We start from the raw sequence: 19,068 nt of genomic DNA on the forward strand, positions 1-19,068 counted from the left end.
GCTGAAGGTTCTGCATCTTTAGCCGAATTGGAATCATATTTAGCAGAGCGAGTTAAGCAAATGTTAGGGGGGTAGGGTGTGGGGTATAGGTGTACCTCATATAGTTGAAAACCGTTGTAAATATTTCACTATGGCCAAAGACCTATTCCACCAAGCCGTCAAGCAAGCCTTAATCAAAGACGGATGGACAATTACTAGCGATCCATTAATCATTCGCATCGAGCGCGTTAAACTAGAGATTGATCTTGCTGCTGAAAAAGTATTTGCTGCTGAAAAAGATGAGCAGAAAATTGCTGTAGAAGTTAAAAGCTTTATCAATCCCTCCGTCATTACTGACTTTCATAATGCACGCTTGCCAGTTTCTCAACTATCGCCTTGCCTTAGAAATGACTGAACCCGATCGCATCCTCTATTTAGCTGTTCCTATTGATATTTTTAATACTTTTTTTCAGGAGCGTTTTACTCAAGCGGCAATATCACATTATGCCTTAAAAATAATAGTATATAAACCGAATACAGAGGAGATAATCGAATGGAAAAACTAGCCAAATATCGCCAAATTGTGCGCGAATTATTAATCGCCCATGCCACCCCAAACCCCCCAAACGAACCAAATATTGAATGTCAACTCATTTTTGATACAGAACACGATCGCTATCAAATTCTAGATATTGGTTGGCAAGAGTTTAATCGGATTTATGCCTGTTACATTCATTTAGACATTAAAGATAATAAAATTTGGATTCAGCACAACATGACAGAAGCCGATATTGCTCAAGAGCTAGTGGAAAGAGGAGTTCCAGCTTCAGATATTGTTTTAGGCTTGCATCCCCCATACAAACGTCCTTATACCAAATACGGTGTTGCTTAAAGTTAGTAAAAATAGACCCACCATCCTATGGCATCCAAAAGCAATCTGTTAGCAGACATATCACTTAAAGGACTAGAAATTGCTCCTTCTCAAATACGGGGAGCAGTGCGGATTGTGCCATTATTGCGCCATCAAGTACGTAACGATTTGCGTTTGCTGCGTCGTAGCTACGATGAAGATTTAGCAGTTGTTTCCTTAGCAGGAGAAATGACAGCACCAGGAATGAAATATTTTTCTTATGTTCCTCACGGTCTAGTGTTGTCTTGGACTAATGACGGCAGTCCTGTAGGGGCTTTTGGGGGACAGCTTTTTCAAAGAGATGGTAAACAGCTAAACTATGGTTGCGCCAGTGTCCGGTTAATGCACCGGATGGTGAAGCGGGAATCTACTAATCAACTGAGATTTTTGCCACTGCACTTGGCAATGGAAGGCTTTTTATCAATGTTTTTCTCTGGCCCTGATATCGCCTGGAGTGAATATTCTAAGTATGCCCTTTCTCATGGGCTGGGTAGCCGAATGAAAAGCTCTTTTAGTGGACGTTACATTGCTGGACTTGAAGATGCTTTGCGGGTATTTGAAATTCACTCTCGACAGGTTGGGGTATTAGTATTTGTTGCCGAAGCATTAGCATCAGCTTTTGTAGTACCGACACCAGAGGACTATCGACTTTTACACAATAGCTTGTTAGAAGATTTCTATGGTGAGTTATTGTACCAATACGCGTTGCTGCACGATACAACTTTTCCCATCAGTGTATCTTTAGATGAGTCAAAAATTAATGATTTAAAAGCGTTGAGAGCAGCAGTACAAAATATGCGTTCAAATTGGGCATCGTTTCAGGGTTTCATGGCAGAGGGACTGTTAGGACGCAAGTTAATTTCCCAAAAAGTCTATACTGCTGGTTCGTTTGTGTTACAACGATTTATTACTGACCTCAACCCCAACGAAGAAAATCATATTGGGGAAGCGATTATTCGAGAGAATGGTGAATTGGAGTATTTGAAGACTTACTGCTTATCAGGAATGCAGACTCGCCGAGTTTATTTGCTGAGTCAGTTAGCAGAGCATAATTGGAATTTGGATGCTACAGCTAGTAAATTGGGCAATACACGAGAGGAATTTGTGCTGCGTTTAGAAAAGGTGGGTTTTGGTTATTTGCTTAATGCAGAAATAAGACAAGCAGCATTGAAAAAAGTCAAGGGTAAAAGGTGATATTGTCTTGCTAAGATTCAGCATTATTTTTTTACAAATTAATTTCAATACATTCGTCAATTTCCGAAAAAGTAAGCTGTTGTGCGTATAATTTGGACTTTTTCGGGTCTGCCACCATTGGTAACTCTGTAATGCTCTGGAAAATTACAGATGCGACAGCTTATAACACTGAGTCAAACAGGGTGAATACAAATCCTAAATGATTCATGAGAAAACACCATATTCATGCAGCTTTGGAAAGTCAAAAATTTGACAATCAATCGCTAACTCAAATAACCCCTTGACCACAGAGAACGAATGGCAAAAAAAGTAAACTTCTCGAATCAATCTTTTTGCTTGTAACCAAATGTCTTCTACAGGATTCTGTTGTGGAGCATTCGGGGCAAAACGCTCACAAGTTATCAACCATTGTTCTGTTTATAATTCTGCATTGAGCGAGTCTAAATACTCTTTAATTTGCCCGGAACGGTGGTAACTAGCACCGTCCCAAATAATTAAAATTTTTGCATCTCTTTCGTTGTGACTGAAGATATTCTAAAAAACTATTGTCGTGTGAGAATTAGCTTTTTTTGCTTTGGAAATCAAAAATTCTTTTGTTTTATAGTCTAATGCCCCGAAATAAGTTTGTTTACAACGAGCGTTGGCTACAGGAACTGATACTCGTTCGCTCGTTTTGCCCCAAACATAACCGTTTACGTCTCCCCATAACAAGTCCCTTAATGCTGTAGCAACAATCGTTCATCAGTATCCAAGGTTGCTAGGGGATTTTCTATATCTATCCATGAAACCTGTTCTTCTAGCTTGTCACAACAAGAACGTACTAAACGCAAACCGACATCTAACGAAAGTTGAGCATTTGTTGGGGTAAACTCTTGCAAGATGCTGGCTTCTATCGTCTGATACCGATCGAGGTGCCTGCTGAGTTTTAGGAGAAAATTTGCTCCTTCACCACCATCTTTGATAGCAAACTGCAAAATGGAATCGACGTAAGCTCTAACTTTGGGGTTTTTAATTCCCTCGGTAGCTGATGTATAGAGCAATTCCCCATTAAGATATTCAAAATCTGGTACATACAGGCGATCGCCAACTAGTTCAAATATCTGCATCCCTTGAGCTGGTCTGACTGTTAACTTTTCGCACCTGACTCGATGAGCCGCTTTTTCAAGCAATGTAATCACTGCTAATATTACTGATGGATAGTTACTATCTATACATCTTATTTCTACCGTGCCGAGTTTGTTGAGTCTAACTGGATTCCAAGCTGACTTGAGTAAGTCCCCTCCGGCTTCTTTGAACAGATTCGGTTCAATTGAGGCTTTTTCCATTGCTTGTAACCAAGCATAGTAACGAGCAAATTGCTGTTCAACTAAACCTTCGACACTTTCGGCATAAGACATAAGGGAGCCAACAGGCTGTAAATGAGTGTAAACTCCTTCCCAACCAAAGATTTCGCTACCCCGATAACGAATTGTGTGCGCGGCTAGACCAATCGCTTGTCCCTCATAAAAGGGACACGCCCGCGTCAGGGAAATCAGTGCAGAGTCACAAGCTGTAGCTAAATTAAAGATATTTAATAGTTCTTCTCGCTCTGCCAATGTTGAGTTGTAGGATATTGCAACACGAGGGTCAATTACCCCAGGCGGAACTTCTAAATGCAGATGCGTACCTGTACATTTTCCGGCGTGTAAAAATTGTTCATAGCCCACAGTCCGCGCTTGGATATGGTAATTAGGCTGATCCCGCATAACTGGCATAGTATGCAAAGGATAGCTAGACAAAGGATAAAGGCGTAAACCAATCTGTTGCGCTGCACAGAGTGCTAATTTGAGATTTGTAAGATAAACTCTTCCTAATTCTTTGGCAGTGTCCGCAGGCGGCGTGTTAATTTCTACCATACTTTTGACGAACTCTGCCACAAAGTATTTTGGGTTTAAACCTTGTGCTTGAGCCATTAACTGGCAACTTGTTAAAAACTCATCGGCGCGATCGCTCAAATGACCAGCTTCATCTACCAGAAAAAATTCTTGCTCAAGACCAATACGACGCTTTACTAGATCCATTTAGGCCTCCGTAAGAGTAATCCCGCCACAGCCCCAATACTTTATATGTAGCTTAAAGGATAAAGTGACGAATAGTACGTTTGTAAAGCTGAAACACAAGAGGATTAAGCAGTACTGTCACTAGCAGGCGCAGCGATGGCGATTACGCGATCGCAAAGGATACTGAACAAAAGCGGCGATCGCACATTGAGGTGAAAGATTTCTTCGTCAACGCCACTGCCTTGCCATTCAGTTAAATGCTGGTTTTCTGAACTAATTGTAGCCATATTCCCTCCATATTCTAGAAATATTGGAACGATGTTTCTGTGCAAGTTTTTTGAGTTGTGTAAGCACAAGATAGTATGCTAATAACAAGCAACTAACCATTCTGTTCGGTTGAGATAGTCAAGCGATCGCTTTTTTCCTAGCGATCGCTTTTAATTTTTCACTAATTGGCACAATTGACCGTAAAGCTTATACCTTCTGACCGCTTACTGCTATTGGGGTTTATCCTTAGAAGACTCATTTATTTGGATTTGAGTATTTGTGGCGGGTTTAGTAATGCTTGCTTTTTGATTTCGATAATCTTGCACGGTTAGAAGTTGCCAACTAGAATCTTGTGAAAGTTCCAAAACCCATTGATGATAATCATATAGACTTTCTCTATGCCCAACACTGATAAACGTTGTTTTTGTCTCTTGTAACTGTTGATACAAGTTTCCTTCGTTTTTCAAATCTAAAGCGCTGGTTGCTTCGTCTAATATAGTAAAGCTAGGACGGGTAACTAATAGTCTTGCAAAAGCTAGGCGTTGTTGTTCTCCCAGCGATAAGATATTTTCCCAAGGAACTTCTGTATCAAAGTTGTCTACTCGACTAAGCAAGTTTTGCAAGTTAACTTGTTGCAATACTTCTTTAAGTTCTGCGTCGGTCATCTGGTGGTTTGTATTAGGATAGAGTAACTGTTCGCGCAAAGTTCCCAAGATGATGTAAGGACGTTGAGGCAAAAACAACAATTCTTTTAGGGGAGGTCGCACCAGACGACCGGTTCCTGCGTTCCACAAACCAGCGATCGCTCTTAACAGAGAACTTTTACCTCGACCACTAGGGCCAACAATTAATAAACCTTCTCCTGCTTGAACAGTCAGCGACAAATCTTCGACAATCACCTGTTCGTAATCCGGTGTTTGTAAAGTGACATCATCAAAAGCGAGATGATTTTCTTCGATTGTTTTGATGGTACTGACATTTTCTGGTTGTTTAGTTACTGTTTCTAAAGCATCTGAAAAATCAGCTAAACGCTCAACATAACTGGAAAATCGTCCAGAAGTTCCAAATTCATCTATTAATGTTGCCAGCCCATTAGCAAACATACTGCAAGCTACAACTGCTTGGCTAACTTGTCCGAAATCAATTTCACCTCGAATATATACAGGTGCAAATATTAAATAAGGAAATATTTGGATAATAGACCGATATCCTCTGTTAAAAATGTCTTTATTTCTTTCCCAATCAATCTTACTTTCAGAATTTTTAAAAAGATGATTAAATCTCCGCTGAATGATATTTAATTCTTGGTTTTCTCCCCGGAAAAAAGCTATCGATTCAGCATGGTTACGAACATGAGTTAAGCTATATGTATAATCAGCTTTAGATTCAAGTTCTTCTTGAGTAATCTTATCTAATTCTTGACTCAAATAAACAGCAATCAAATTGCCTATAATCGTATAAGTAAGCAGAAATGCTACAGCAAATTGGGAAATTGACCAAAGAATTATTAAAAAAGTCGTCATTTCCAGGATTTTTTCAAACAAAGTAGCTGAAAAATTTAGAGCAGTCCTGGCAATAGGTTCGATTTCTTGGGATAGACGTTGATCTGGGTTATCGATATCGGAGCTAAAATTGATTTTATAATAAGCGCGATCGCTAAAATATTTTTCTAAAATCTGCTGATTCAGCCATTGATACCAATCAAGGGCAATTTTTTTTCTGACAAATTTAGTCAATCCTGTCAAGAACGTGATTAAGAGCAGTCCAAGACCGTAAAGTGATAACGTACTAAAAAATTTAGAAGTATCTTTATCTTGAATAATGACATCGATTAAATAGCGATCGACGAAGCTATTAAAGGCAGTTACGCCCACAAGTCCAATTATTAATAAGATTAGGAGAACGAGCATTCCCCATGCCTGAATCACATCTGAAAATGCTCTTCCGTTGAGATTTGTGGGATACCAGTAAGGCCCGGCGATCGCTTTGACATTTTCCCAAAATCGAGTAAAACCGGAAGAAGTATTTGTTAATGATTGATTTTGAATAACTTGGGTTGACATGTTTTATCAATAAACGGAAATCTTGTTTGAGTGAATAAAGCAGGAGGCAGGAGGCTGCAATTAGTGTAGGCTCTAAACTTACATTGATTGCAGATGGGGCTTAAATCCTTGCTTGCAAGCGATCGTGGCAAGCTATACAAGGACAGTATTCCTTCTGTCTTTCTTGCTAAACTTAGTAATTTTTAGTGCTGAGTAATAAGTGAAGTTTATCACTCATGACTCAGCACTTGGAACTATTTTTCCATTTAGATTACGGCAGTTTGCAAGTAATACCATTACAAGTTTTGAAACTTGTTCCAAACTTCAGGATTGACGATGTGAAGCGGCTTTTCACCTTGAAGCACTTGAAGTATTTGATTAGCTGCGGAAAGTGCAGCAGCCATACCAGCTTCAGGTGTAACTCCAGCTAGATGAGGTGAGTAAATTACATTGTCAAAGTTATATAAAGGATTATCTATAGATGGGGGTTCAGGCTCAAACACATCTAGTGCAGCTCCAGCTATCCATTTTTCGCGTAGAGCTACAACCAAATCTTTTTCACGAACTATCTTCCCACGAGAGGTATTGATCAAAAAAGCAGTAGATTTCATCTTCTTAAAAGCTTCCAGAGCAAACATTTCATGAGTTTCATCGGTTAGCTCAGGATGTAAAGATACAAAATCAGATTCAGCCAGAAGATAATCTAAATCTTTGACTAGAGTTGCACCTACTGTTTCGGCTTTATTGGATGGAACATAAGGATCGTAGGCTAAAACTCGCATTTGAAATGCTGTACTACAAATTTTAGCAACAGCACTACCAATTCTTCCCAAACCAACAATACCAAGTGTTTTTCCTTCTACTTGAATTGGTTGTATCTGATTACGAATTAAATAGTTTCCTGTTTTCACACACTGATTGAGGAAACTCAAATTTTTTGCAAGAGATAAAATCATGCAAATCGTGTGTTCTGTAACAGCAGTTGTCGACAACCCTGGGTTGTTGACTACGACAATTCCCTGTTCTGTTGCAGCAGCAATATCGATGGCATCAGTTCCAAATCCAGATGTACTGATGACTTTTAATTTTTTTGCCAATTGAATTGATTGGGCATCTAATTTAGTAGGATAACGGACAAATACGCCAGATGCGTCTTGAATAGCATCATTGATATTATTCTTAGTTGGTTCTTTGATAATTTCGATATTAGTGTGTTCCTCAAGGAGTTTTTCACCTGTTTCGTCATACATTCTCCCGATTAAAAGAACTTTGTGAGTTTTAGTATTCGTTGCTGAAATTTGGGGGAAAATAGCTGTCATACAATTTCTCCTAGATTAAATTATTTCACACAAAAGAGTTTATGGGCGATGGATATAATTGTTGAGGTAGTTTCATACTTTCTAGAATTAAATTAGAATTATTAGAATTAGATGCGGTTGGCTCTAATAGCTGAGACAAGTTTTGAGCAATGGTAATTAAAGGGTCGATCGCTTGAATAGAATCAATGCCATTTAACTTGAGATATTTGGCGAGGATATGGAATTCTGTACAACCAGAAATAAAGGAACGAGTATTATATTTATTTAACAATTTTTGAATGTCTTCAAGAATTGTTAATGGGTTTTGTCCTCGTTTTAATACTTTAAAAATCATCTCGTGAATCAAGGGATAATCTTTTTCATCTGGAGAAATAATTTGATTCGCAGCAGTACAACCTCGCTCAAACAATTTTTTTTTGTAAGTACCTGTACCTGCAAGCAAAAGGGCAGGTTCATCATGTTCTTGCAGTTGTTGGTCTGCAATTTTAATTAAGGAGATTACTTTATTAGTCTGATGCTCTGGAAGATGAGCCAAAGCATAATGAGCAGTACAACAACCAATCACTATGCGATCGACTAATTGATTAAGTTTTTCTAAATGTATTTGCACAAAATCAATGAATTCTCTTTCATTTCCGCTATGAACTGAAGTCGTGCGATCTGGTGCGGAAGGAAGTGAGAAAACAATAACGTTGGGTGCTTCTTGTTCGTTGTCGATATACTGGTTGTATTCATAAATGGTTTTAAGAAATTCAACAGTAATTACAGGCCCCATTCCGCCTAAAACTCCAAGAACTGGTAGTTTATTCATAAATATCCTCAAAATTTGTGATTACTATGGTTGAACTGTGTAGATGACTAAAAATTAAAATTGGTAGCGAAAAGGTTGTTATCTTGTGGTTCGGGGTTATCTATGCGATCGCATAGCTTTAATAATGGTGTATTAGGAGATTTTACTACTTCTTCTAGAAGACCTTCTAACAACTTGAGAATCAAGGAAATACGTTCGCTGGCAAATATATCTGTGTTGTAAATTAATTTCAGATATAGTTCTCCTTCGTCTACAAAAGTGAATTCTAAATCAAATTTAGCAGTGACAATTTCTTGAGCAATAGAGTTAACAGTAATTCCATCTAAAGCTAAATCTACATTTTGATTGTTTTGCAGTACAACTGCAATATCAAATAGGGGATTACGGCTAGGATCGCGTTTGAAATTTAAATCTGATACTAGTTTGTCAAAGGGATATTCTTGGTTGTCATACGCCTCTATTGTTGTTATTTTCACTTTTGCAAGTAAAGTAGCAAAACTCTCGTCTGCTGCTATTTGGTCGCGTAAAACTAAAGTATTAACATAAAAGCCTATTTGTTCTTCTAAATCGGGATGATTTCGTCCAGCGATGGGAGAGCCGACTGTAATCTCATTTTGTTCGGTATAGCGAAAGAGAAAACTTTTGACTAAAGTCAGTAAGCCCATAAATAAACTGGCTTCTTGAGTTTTGATTAATAACTCAAAATCCTTGATTAATTCTGGCTTTGGCTTCCAAATCGTCGCAGTTCCTGAGAAACTTTGCACTGCTGGCCGAATACGATCTAAAGGTAAGTCAAGACGCGCCGGAGTAGGAGTTAATTTAGCTAACCAGTAATCGCGTTGTGCTTGTAGTTTTGACGTTTGCAACTGCTGGTCTTGCCAGTAGCTATAGTCTTTATAATGAATCCTCAAAGGTGGCGGTAATTCTACATTTTGTTGTCCGTAGGCATGATAATGTGCGAGGAAATCTTTAATTAAAACGCCTGCTGACCACCCATCTGAAATGATATGGTGCATATTAAACAGAACTATATAACTCTCTTCACTGAGTTTTAGGAAGTTAACCTTGAGTAAAGGCCCTGTTTCCAAATTAAAAGTAGTTTTGGCGTTGTTGCAAATAGCTTCAACAATGATATTTTCTTGTTTTTCATATTCCATTAAGTCTATCTGTTTAATTGCAAAATCCATTTGCTCGTGTACTACTTGACGCGGTTCATTATTTATTAAGGTAAACGTAGTACGCAAAATTTCATGGCGTTGAATCAAATGTTGAAAAGCATTTTCAAAAGCAGCAATATTTAAATTTCCGTTGAATTGATAAGCACTAGGCATTCCGTAGGCATTATGGTTGCGATCGAGAAATTCTAAAGCCCAAAGGCGGCGTTGCCCATAAGACATAGGATAAGATGTTTGCTGAGTTATTGCTGGTATGGGTTTTTGATAATCGTATTGGGTTTTAGAGATTAAATCTGCTAATCCGACGATTGTGGGAACTTTAAAGAAGTCAGCCAATTTGACCAGTACATTTAATTCTTTATGAACGTGGTTTACTACTCTCGAAAGTAACAGAGAGTGTCCACCAATTTCAAAGAAGTTATCAAAAATACTGATGGGATGTTTAGTGAGAATCTTTTCCCAGATATTGACTAGCTTTGACTCTAAAGTATTACGCGGTGCGGCGTAAGCTATTTTGGTTAATTTACCTGTTTCCTTGATTTCGACAAGCGATCGCAAGTCAATTTTGCCATGTCTAGTTAAAGGAAATTGCTTTAAAAAGACAAAGTAAGTAGGAATCATGTAAACTGGCAGAAAATTCGAGAGGAATTCTCTGATTTCTGAAATTTCTATCTGTTTATCAGTTTGACAATAGGCAGATAACTGAGTTTGATTATTTAATGTCGGTAACACAATTGCTCTCTCAATCTGGGCATAACGGCTAAGTTGGTATTCAATTTCACCTGGATCTATACGATAGCCATTTACCTTAACTTGATTATCTTTTCGCCCCATAAATTCAATCACACCTGGGGCAATTTGTTTACCTAAATCTCCTGTTCTAAAGAGAATTTTTTCTGAACTAAGAAAGCTGGATTTAAATTTTTCCTTGGTGATTTGGAGAAGATTACGATAACCAGCGGCTAATGCTGCACCTTCTACGCAAATTTCACCTACTATATGCAGAGGTACGGTGTTATTGAATTCATCCAGGACAAATAATCGATTGTTATGGAAAACCTGACCAAGAGGTACGTCTGTATTTAAATTTTCATCGATTGTATATTGAGATACGCCAACACAAGTTTCTGTGGAACCGTAGACATTGCTGATAATTTTCGCTGGGAAGCGTTTTCGTAAAGCGATCGCAGTTGCTTTATCTAATTTCTCTCCCCCTGAAGAGATATATTTTAAGCTAGGGATAGTTTCTTCAGGTTCGAGTACATTTAAGATTTCTCGATAGATAGATGGCGTTGTGTGCAGTGCATTAATTTGGTTTTCTTGTAAAAAGGAAACTAAATGCCCTATATGCTGTACCTCGTACATATATAAAGCAGCACCTATTGTCAAAGGTAAAAAGATATTACGAAAAGATGGATCGTGGGTGACAGGTGCAGTGAAAATATAGCGCCATTCAGGATGTTTATCTAAGTCAAATGTGAGTCGTAAACTCCGAATTACATTCAAAATAGAGATGTGACGACCCATAACTCCTTTAGGATTTCCTGTTGAGCCAGAAGTGTATAAAATATAAGCAATTTGGCTAGTATCTGGTTTAACTTTAGGCTCAGTGATATCAAAATCTGCCAAAATATTATCGATTCGATCCAAACAAATTGCTTCGATTTCTTGAGGTAATTGGGAGACAAAATTACTCTCCGTGAGACAAATATCACAGCCGCTATCTTTTAAAATAAAATCGATGCGACTACTAGGATATTGGGGGTCTATCGGCACATAAGTTGCCCCAGTTTTAAAAGTAGCCAGAATGCCGATAATTAAGTTTTGATTGCGTCCGAGTGCTAGTGCGATCGCTTTCCCAGAAGTAATGTGATATATCTCATGTAAATAATTAGACAAACAATTTACTTTATCATTCAATTCTCGATATGTAAGAGTCGTTTCTCCAACGATTAATGCTGGTGCATTTGGCGTAAATTTGACTTGAGCAATGAAGTCATCAACGATGGTATAATTTTCAGGTAATTCTATTGTTGGGCCGATTAATTCTGCCAATAATTGTTTCTGTTGCACTTGTGTTAATAAAGGCAACTCAGAAAGCAAACCATTGGCATTTTTAATTATCCCCTCCATTAAAATTTCAAAACTTTCTAGAAACTGTTTGATAGTTTCCGGTTTAAAAAGTTCTGTATTATAGTTGCAGTAGATAATGAGTGCATCATTGACTTCAATTAAATTAAAGCCTAAATCAAAAGGAGTGTAGCCAATTGGCTCTGGTGGGAGCGATACTTTTAATCCCTCAAACTCAGGTAGAGTTAAACTAGGATCCATATTGAAAGAGACTGAAATCAGAGGAGAACGAGAAAAATCCCGTTGTAATTGCAAGGCTGCTAATAACTCTTCTAAAGCGTGACTTTGGTGTTTAAAAGCGGCTATGAGTGTTTCTTTTGTATGACGAAGATGTGCAACAAAAGAAGTAGTAATATCTGTCTGAATACGAACTGGTAAAAATTGCGAACAAAAGCCAACTAATGTTTCGCTGCCTTCAAATTGTCGTCCAGAAATGGGAATACCAATTACTAAATCATCATGACCGGAAATTCGACGCAGAAAAGCTGTGTAAGCAGCGAACATTGTCATAAATAATGTCGCTTGATTTTTGCGTCCTACAATTTGCAAATTTTGCCACAGTTGAGGAGCAATAATTTTACTTTCTCTACCCCCTGTATAAGTTTTGACAGCAGGACGAGGAAAGTCAGTAGTCAGCTCAAATACAGGGATTTCTCCCTCATAAGTTTTTAACCAAAAATCACGATGCTCTTGCATTTGTGAACTTTGTGCTTCTTGCTGTCGCAAAGCTAAATATTGGCGAAACTGCATTGGTGGCGCTAAAGAGTCTGTAACAACACCAATTTTTGCTGAATAAAGTTTGCCAATTTCATTCAAAATTAGCCCTAATGACCAACCATCTGCAACGATATGATGAGTTTTTAAAGATAGCAGATAATGTTCGGGTGCTAAACGCATCAGTACAGCTGCAAATAAAGGAGCGATACTCAAACCAAAAGGTTTTTGAGACAACTGAGTTCTTAATTCTAAAGCACTTGCTTCAGGGTTATCTTCATCTATTAAATTAATTAACGGTAGGTCAATTTTGACACTATTGATAACTTCTTGGAGTTCGCCTTGTTCTAAGATTTGGGTTCGCAATGCCTCGTGGCGGTTGACTACTTCATTAATCGCTTGCTGCAAAGATGAAATATCTAAATCACCACGCAATTCTAAAGAAGTAGTAACGTTATATGATGCTGAAGCGGTTGTGTCTAATTCTGCCAATAACCAAAGCTGACGTTGCGCTTCATTGGTAGAAAATTTCTGGGTTAAATTATTCCTACCATCTTCATCGTCAGAGCGATCGCTTTCTTCTCTTTTCTTTGCTTGCGGTGGTTTAGCATTTTCAAAAAAACCCGCTTGTCGCAGTTCTATAATTGCTTCTTTGACAGCAGTTACTACTTTATCTATATCTTTATTGGTATGGTAAGTGGAGAGAAAACAAACTCGTTTTTCCCATGTATAAATACCTTTGACATTCAGTAAGTAGTAAAAGAGTGGTAATTCGATAGGTTGTAAGAAAAGACTATAAGCTCCAAAAGGTTCAAAGCGAAATAAAGAGCCGAAATTAACAATGCGGATAGGAATTCCTGTTTCTTGAAAGAACTGATTAACTTCAGTAGCTAATCGATTAGTTAATTGGTTTACCCTTTCTTGAAGCGTTGCACCTTGTTCGCGTAAATGTAGCATTACTGCGCGACAAGCTGCCAAAGCTAAAGGATGACGACAGAAAGTTCCACCATAAGCAGTTAATTCTGTTTGCGGATGGGAATTATCTCCATAACTCCAGAAACCGCCATCAATTGTATCTAAAAAATCTGCTTTGCCACAGATCGTGCTGATAGGCAAACCACCACCAATAGCCTTACCGTAAACTATGATATCTGCGTCAATATCAAACCATTCTTGCGCTCCTCCTAGAGCTATCCGAAATCCAGTAATAATTTCATCAAAAATTAGCGCAATTTCTTTTTCATGAGTCAATTTTCGTAATTTTTGCAGAAACTCTTTAGGTTGCAAATCGGGTTTACGGCTTTGAACAGGTTCTACTAAAACTGCTGCTAAATTATCAGCTTGAGCAGCAATTATTTCTAGACTTTCTTCGGCTCCGTAAGTAAGAACTATTACGTCTTCAACCATTCCTAATGGTGTACCGAGACTTAATGGTTGAGCGGTTCCTGGCTCCTCTCTAACTCTTGCTAAAATGCCATCAAAAGTACCGTGATAAGAACCAGAAAATAAAGCAATTTTTTGGCGTTTTGTCCGCGAACGAGCAATACGAACTGCTGCCATAATTGCTTCTGTACCAGTATTACTAAAAGCGACTCGCTCCACACCTGTCATTTCACAAATTAAAGCAGCCGTTTCTGCTGCAATATTAGACTGCATTCCTAATCCGATTCCGTGTTGCATTTGCTGCTGAACTGCTTCTATAACGAAATCAGGACTGTGCCCAAAAAAGTTAACACCAAACCCCATTGCTAAGTCGATGTAATCATTGCCATCGATATCACGAAAATATGCACCTTGGGCTGATTCTGAGACAATGGGATACTGAAATTCTTTTAAAGCCATGCGGAAATCAATGGTAGGTTTAACATCAACCATTGTCTTTCGGCTGTTTTGCGAATATGCCTTAGATTTTGCTGTTTTTTGATTATAAATAGTCTCTAGTTTTTGGATAAAAGCTTGCTGTTGTTCTGTTAAAGATTTCTTCTCAGTCAGCTTTAAGGCTAATGGGTTTAAACTAGGAGAACTAGTTTTTTGAGGCGAATCAGTTTTAATTTTTTGAGGCAAAGGTGTAGTTTCTATTTTGCTTGTTTTAGAAACTGTTTGGTTAATTAAAACTTCTGATGTATTGCTTGGTGCGACAGATCCAGATTGGAGTATTTCTAATTGCTTGAGAATGGTTTTTTCATGTACATCTTTGAGGTCTTTTAAAGATTGTAGTTGAGCCATCATCAAAGCTTCTTTGCCAGAGGTTTGTGTTGATAATAGTACTGTTTTAACTTGGCTAACAATAGCGCTTTCAGCAGAGGTAGAAGCAATAATTAACTCTTGTCCATTGTAGATGCTGGTATTATTCTGTTGAGAAAAACTATCCGCAGTGGCAAAACCGCAGCGTTTTAAAACAGCACACCAACTTTCTCCACTTAACAATGGAGTATCTATACGTAACTCTTTGTCTTGAAAGCGCCACCATCCGGGTGTAAGTCCAAAGGTTAAATCAAGCCAGGAATTATTTTCTACTGTTTCTAGTAGTACTAAATAACCACCAGGTAGTAGTAATTCTCGAATATTATTTAGTGTTTCTGTAATATTTCGGGTACTATGAAGTACATTAGCAGCGACAGCTATGTGATAAGAATGTGCTGTTAGTCCCTGAGAAACTGGTGATTTCTCTATATCTAATTGATGGAAGTTGAGATTATCTCTGTGTTTAAACTTTTGTCGTGCTTTATTCAGGAGAACAGGAGAAAGTTCGGTAAAAGAATAAGTTGCATAATTGAGATTTAAATCATTAAGAATTGCTTCTGAAGTCGCACCTGTACCACCTCCTACTTCGATAATTTTGTAAGGGCGATCGCTACTAGAAAAACTCTTTAAAATGAAGTTAATTTCTTGAGCTACTCGTTGATTCATTAAACGAGATACCGGAGAATTACCATATATGCTTTCCGCATGAATCACGGAACCTGCTGGGAAAATTAACTCTAGAGGATCTATATTTCCTTTCAATACTTCTGCTAGATTTTCTCCACAGCGTTGCAGCATTTCTAACTCAGGTTTTGCTGCTGGACAAGTAGTTTGCAGATTTTCTATAGCTTCCGGTAAAGAAAAAGGCGTAGGTAGGTTTTGTACTATCCAGATGTTACCTTGATTTTGAATAATTTCAGCTTGCTCTAAAGTTTTTAAATAACGAGTAATTAAAACATGATATTTTGGGGCAATAGGCAAAGTTTGTAATAAGTTTTCTGTTGTCCAACTTTCTGCTATCTTTAGTTTTTTACCTAATACTTTTAAAGCTTTCAAGATATAGGCAATACTAATCGGTTGTAATTGGGAAATTACCCAGAGATAATTATTTAATTCTGACTCAGAATTAGATACTTTATTAGAGGTTTCATTTAATATAGTAGCTACTGAAGATATTTCTAATGGTTTTGGTTCAATATAATCAGATAGATAATTAGCTATGTCAGCAATTGTTTGCAAATCGGTAAATAATCGATCTATCTTAACTTTTACGCCAAACTTTTCTTCAACTTTACGAGCAAAGTCAGTCAAAATAATTGAATCTGCTCCTAGATTTAATAAAGTTTCATCATCTCTAATATCATTTTCATCTTCTTTTAGAAGCAGAGCCAAGATAGACTTTAACTGATTGCCGATTTCTTGCTGATGTTTTTGGATATTTGAAACTTTTGCTACAGTCATCTTGGTCTCCATTAGCTCGTTTTCTACAGACACTTCTTTAATTGAACTTGATTCGACTGAAATAGCAGATTTAAATTGAAATCTTTTTCGTTGAAAAGGATAGTTTGGTAATTGAATATTTCTGTAACCGTAATCTTCATTGAATTTTTCGGCGTTAAAATTTACTCCATGAATGTAGAGTTGGGCTAGTGTTGATAACATAGTCTGCCAGTTATCCAAACCTCTATTGAGAGAACTCAGCCAGATAACTTCATCGTTATAACGGCGACCTTGTTCTGCAAGTATTGGTCTTGGGCCGACTTCTAAAAACAGGTTATATCCTTTGTTTAACGCCGTAATCAGACTTTGCAAAAATTGCACGGGTTGACGGCATTGTTGTCTCCAGTAACTTGCATCGGGCGTATTTGCTATAGTTTGTCCGTTAATTCCTGAAAGTATTGGAATTTGGGGCTGCTCGTAAGAAATACTACGAGCAGCAGTTTCAAAATCATCTAAAATTGACTCTATTAATGGAGAGTGAAAAGCACCGTCAACTGATAGTAATTGAACAGCTATTTTTTGGTTTTTGCAGTTGGCTACAATTTCATCAACGCTATTAATTTCTCCAGAAATTACAATTTGTTGAGGATGGTTAATAGCCGCAATTGAAACTGTATTACTATAGTTTTGAATTAGATAAAGTACCGTAGCTTCATCTGCAAAAATTGAAGCCATTTTTCCTGTAGGCGCAGTTTGCATTAATTGCCCACGTTTAACAATTAATTCTAAACCTGCTTCTAAACTAAATACTTTTGCAATACAAGCTGCGACATATTCACCAACGCTATGACCAATTAGTAAACTTGGTGTGATTCCCCAAGATTGCCACAGCATGGCAACTGAATATTCTAGAGCAAATATAGCTGGTTGAGCGTATGCAGTTTGATTGAGTAAATCTGTGCGATCGCCAAATAATATATCTTGTAGTGGATACTCTAAATAATTCGCTAAAATATCTGCACATTTGTCAATATATTTACGGAATGTAGGTTGGGTTTGGTAAAGTTGATGACCCATACCTGCATAACAAGCTCCTTGACCAGTGAAGAGAAAGACAATTTTCGGTTGTTTTTCTCCTGCGAAACGTTGATAAAAAGTAAAATTATCAATAGTTTTTTCGTCAGCAAAATTCGCTAATTTTTGTTGCAATTTTGGTAATGTATCTGCAACGATCGCCAATCGTTCAGCTAGAGGCGATCTACCCATTGCCGCACTATGGCAGATATCTCCGATTTCTAGATGAGATTCTAAGTGGGTGTAAAAACGTCGTGCTAGTTCTTTTAAAGCTGTTTCGTTATGAGCGGAAATCGTCAACAGATGACTCGGACGTTGCAGCTTAATTTCTGGTGTGTTGCCAACAGGTGCTTGTTCGACAATTACATGAGCATTTGTTCCAGAAAAACCGAAGGAACTCACCCCAGCAATGCGGAGTTCACCATTGTTAGACCAGGGTATTGTTTGACCGGGAATTTTAATTGGATACCCTTGCCAATTAATCAGGGGATTAGGTTCTTGAAAGTGAAGATGAGGCGGAATTTCACCATGCTGGAGGGCGAGAATTGTCTTGATCGTGCCTGCTATCCCTGCGGCGGCTTCGAGATGTCCGATATTAGTCTTAACTGAACCGACGTAAAGAGGTTGCGATCGCTCTCCATAAACAGCAGCGATGGCGTTCATCTCAATAGGATCGCCTAAAGAAGTTCCCGTCCCATGTGCTTCTATATACCCTACCTCCTGGGGTTTGACTCTGGCATCAGCTAAGGCTTGGCGAAGTAAATCTTGTTGGGCGGGGCCGCTAGGAACTGTCAACCCGGCGGCGGCACCGTTATGATTGACCGCAGATCCTCGGAGGAGGGCGAGAATGCGATCGCCATTTTTCTGGGCGACAGACAAGCGTTTCAAGACTAAAACCCCACACCCTTCTCCCCGCACATAACCGTTTGCAGCTGCATCAAAAGTCTTGCAGCGACCATCGGGAGACATCATCCCCGACTGGGAAAGGTTAATCGTAATTGCCGGATTTAAGATCAGATTTACTCCAGCTACTAAAGCTAGTTCGCATTCATGATTTCTTAAGCTGCGAATAGCTTGGTGAATGGCAACCAGTGAAGAAGCACAGGCTGCATCAATAGACATACAAGGGCCGCGGAGGTTTAAAAAATAAGATAGCCGTCCTGCTGCGGCACTTAGGGCGTTTCCTGTACCAAAAAAAGAATCGATTTCATCATAGTTGCTTTTGTAGACTGTCATCGCGTGGTCAACACTAGTTATACCGACAAACACACCCACGCGATCGCTTACTAAATTGGTTGGTGGTAAATTGGCGTTTTCTAAAGCTTCCCATGTCACTTCCAGGAGTAACCTTTGTTGAGGGTCCATTGAGGTTGCTTCGCGGGAAGATATGGAGAAGAAACGGGCATCAAATTCTGTAATATCCTGTTGTAAAAATCCTCCATAACGAGTGTTCATTTTGCCGGGAGTAGGTTCTGGAGCATAAAATTTTGAGATATCCCAACGGCTTTTAGGAACTTCTACAATTGCGTCAAGTCCGGCTTTACAGGAATTCCAATAACCTTCAGGGGAATTTATGCCTCCAGGGAAACGACAACCCATCCCAATAACAGCAATTGACTCGCTTTGTCTGGTTTCTAATTCGGTAATGCGAGCTTGCATTGCCTCCATTTTTGTTAAGGTTGATGCTATGAGTTTTTTATAATCTGTAGTTTGAGCCATGCTTCTATCCG

The 19,068-nt window shown here is 38.4% G+C and carries 8 protein-coding genes and 2 pseudogenes; 3 read left to right on the plus strand and 7 right to left on the minus strand.

The genetic code is table 11. The features are described 5' to 3' along the window. The first annotated feature begins 130 nt into the window (after positions 1-130). From RM049_RS22885 to RM049_RS22895, 3 genes and pseudogenes are all read left to right on the plus strand, one after another. Positions 131-545 (plus strand): annotated as a pseudogene (locus RM049_RS22885) (XisH family protein). Further along, positions 533-871 carry a XisI protein gene (locus RM049_RS22890; RefSeq protein WP_322705795.1) on the plus strand — a complete coding sequence of 113 codons (339 nt, stop codon included), beginning with the start codon at positions 533-535 and terminating at the stop codon, positions 869-871. Before RM049_RS22885 ends, RM049_RS22890 begins: the two are co-directional and overlap by 13 nt. Before the next feature lie 27 nt (positions 872-898). Next, positions 899-2,083 carry an ARPP-2 domain-containing protein gene (locus RM049_RS22895; RefSeq protein ID WP_322705796.1) on the plus strand — a complete coding sequence of 395 codons (1,185 nt, stop codon included), beginning with the start codon at positions 899-901 and terminating at the stop codon, positions 2,081-2,083. A 204-nt stretch (positions 2,084-2,287) separates the two neighbouring features. Here RM049_RS22895 and RM049_RS22900 read toward each other — a convergent pair. The 7 genes and pseudogenes from RM049_RS22900 to RM049_RS22930 all read right to left on the minus strand — a co-directional run. Further along, positions 2,288-2,794, minus strand: a pseudogene (locus RM049_RS22900) (transposase); the annotation flags it as partial. Between the two features lie 5 nt (positions 2,795-2,799). Beyond that, positions 2,800-4,143, minus strand: a complete 1,344-nt coding sequence (locus RM049_RS22905) for a glutamate-cysteine ligase family protein (protein ID WP_322705797.1) — start codon at positions 4,141-4,143, stop codon at positions 2,800-2,802. Between the two features lie 104 nt (positions 4,144-4,247). Further along, a complete protein-coding gene (locus RM049_RS22910; protein ID WP_322705798.1) occupies positions 4,248-4,409 on the minus strand; it encodes a hypothetical protein in 162 nt (53 codons plus the stop codon). Positions 4,410-4,619: 210 nt separating this feature from the next. Next, on the minus strand, positions 4,620-6,452 hold the full coding sequence (locus RM049_RS22915) for an ABC transporter ATP-binding protein/permease (RefSeq protein WP_322705799.1): 1,833 nt from the start codon (positions 6,450-6,452) through the stop codon (positions 4,620-4,622). Between the two features lie 275 nt (positions 6,453-6,727). After that, positions 6,728-7,750, minus strand: a complete 1,023-nt coding sequence (locus tag RM049_RS22920; protein WP_322690671.1) for a hydroxyacid dehydrogenase — start codon at positions 7,748-7,750, stop codon at positions 6,728-6,730. Positions 7,751-7,775: 25 nt separating this feature from the next. Continuing rightward, positions 7,776-8,561 (minus strand): aspartate/glutamate racemase family protein, encoded by a 786-nt coding sequence (locus RM049_RS22925; RefSeq protein WP_322705800.1) that lies wholly within the window; start codon positions 8,559-8,561, stop codon positions 7,776-7,778. Between the two features lie 47 nt (positions 8,562-8,608). Beyond that, the gene (locus RM049_RS22930; protein WP_322705801.1) at positions 8,609-19,057 is read right to left on the minus strand and encodes a non-ribosomal peptide synthetase/type I polyketide synthase; all 10,449 of its coding nucleotides are present in this window, start codon (positions 19,055-19,057) and stop codon (positions 8,609-8,611) included. Positions 19,058-19,068: the final 11 nt, after the last annotated feature.

The sequence above is a fragment of the Nostoc sp. DedQUE04 genome (genome assembly GCF_034530995.1).
Classification (GTDB): Bacteria; Cyanobacteriota; Cyanobacteriia; order Cyanobacteriales; family Nostocaceae; genus Nostoc.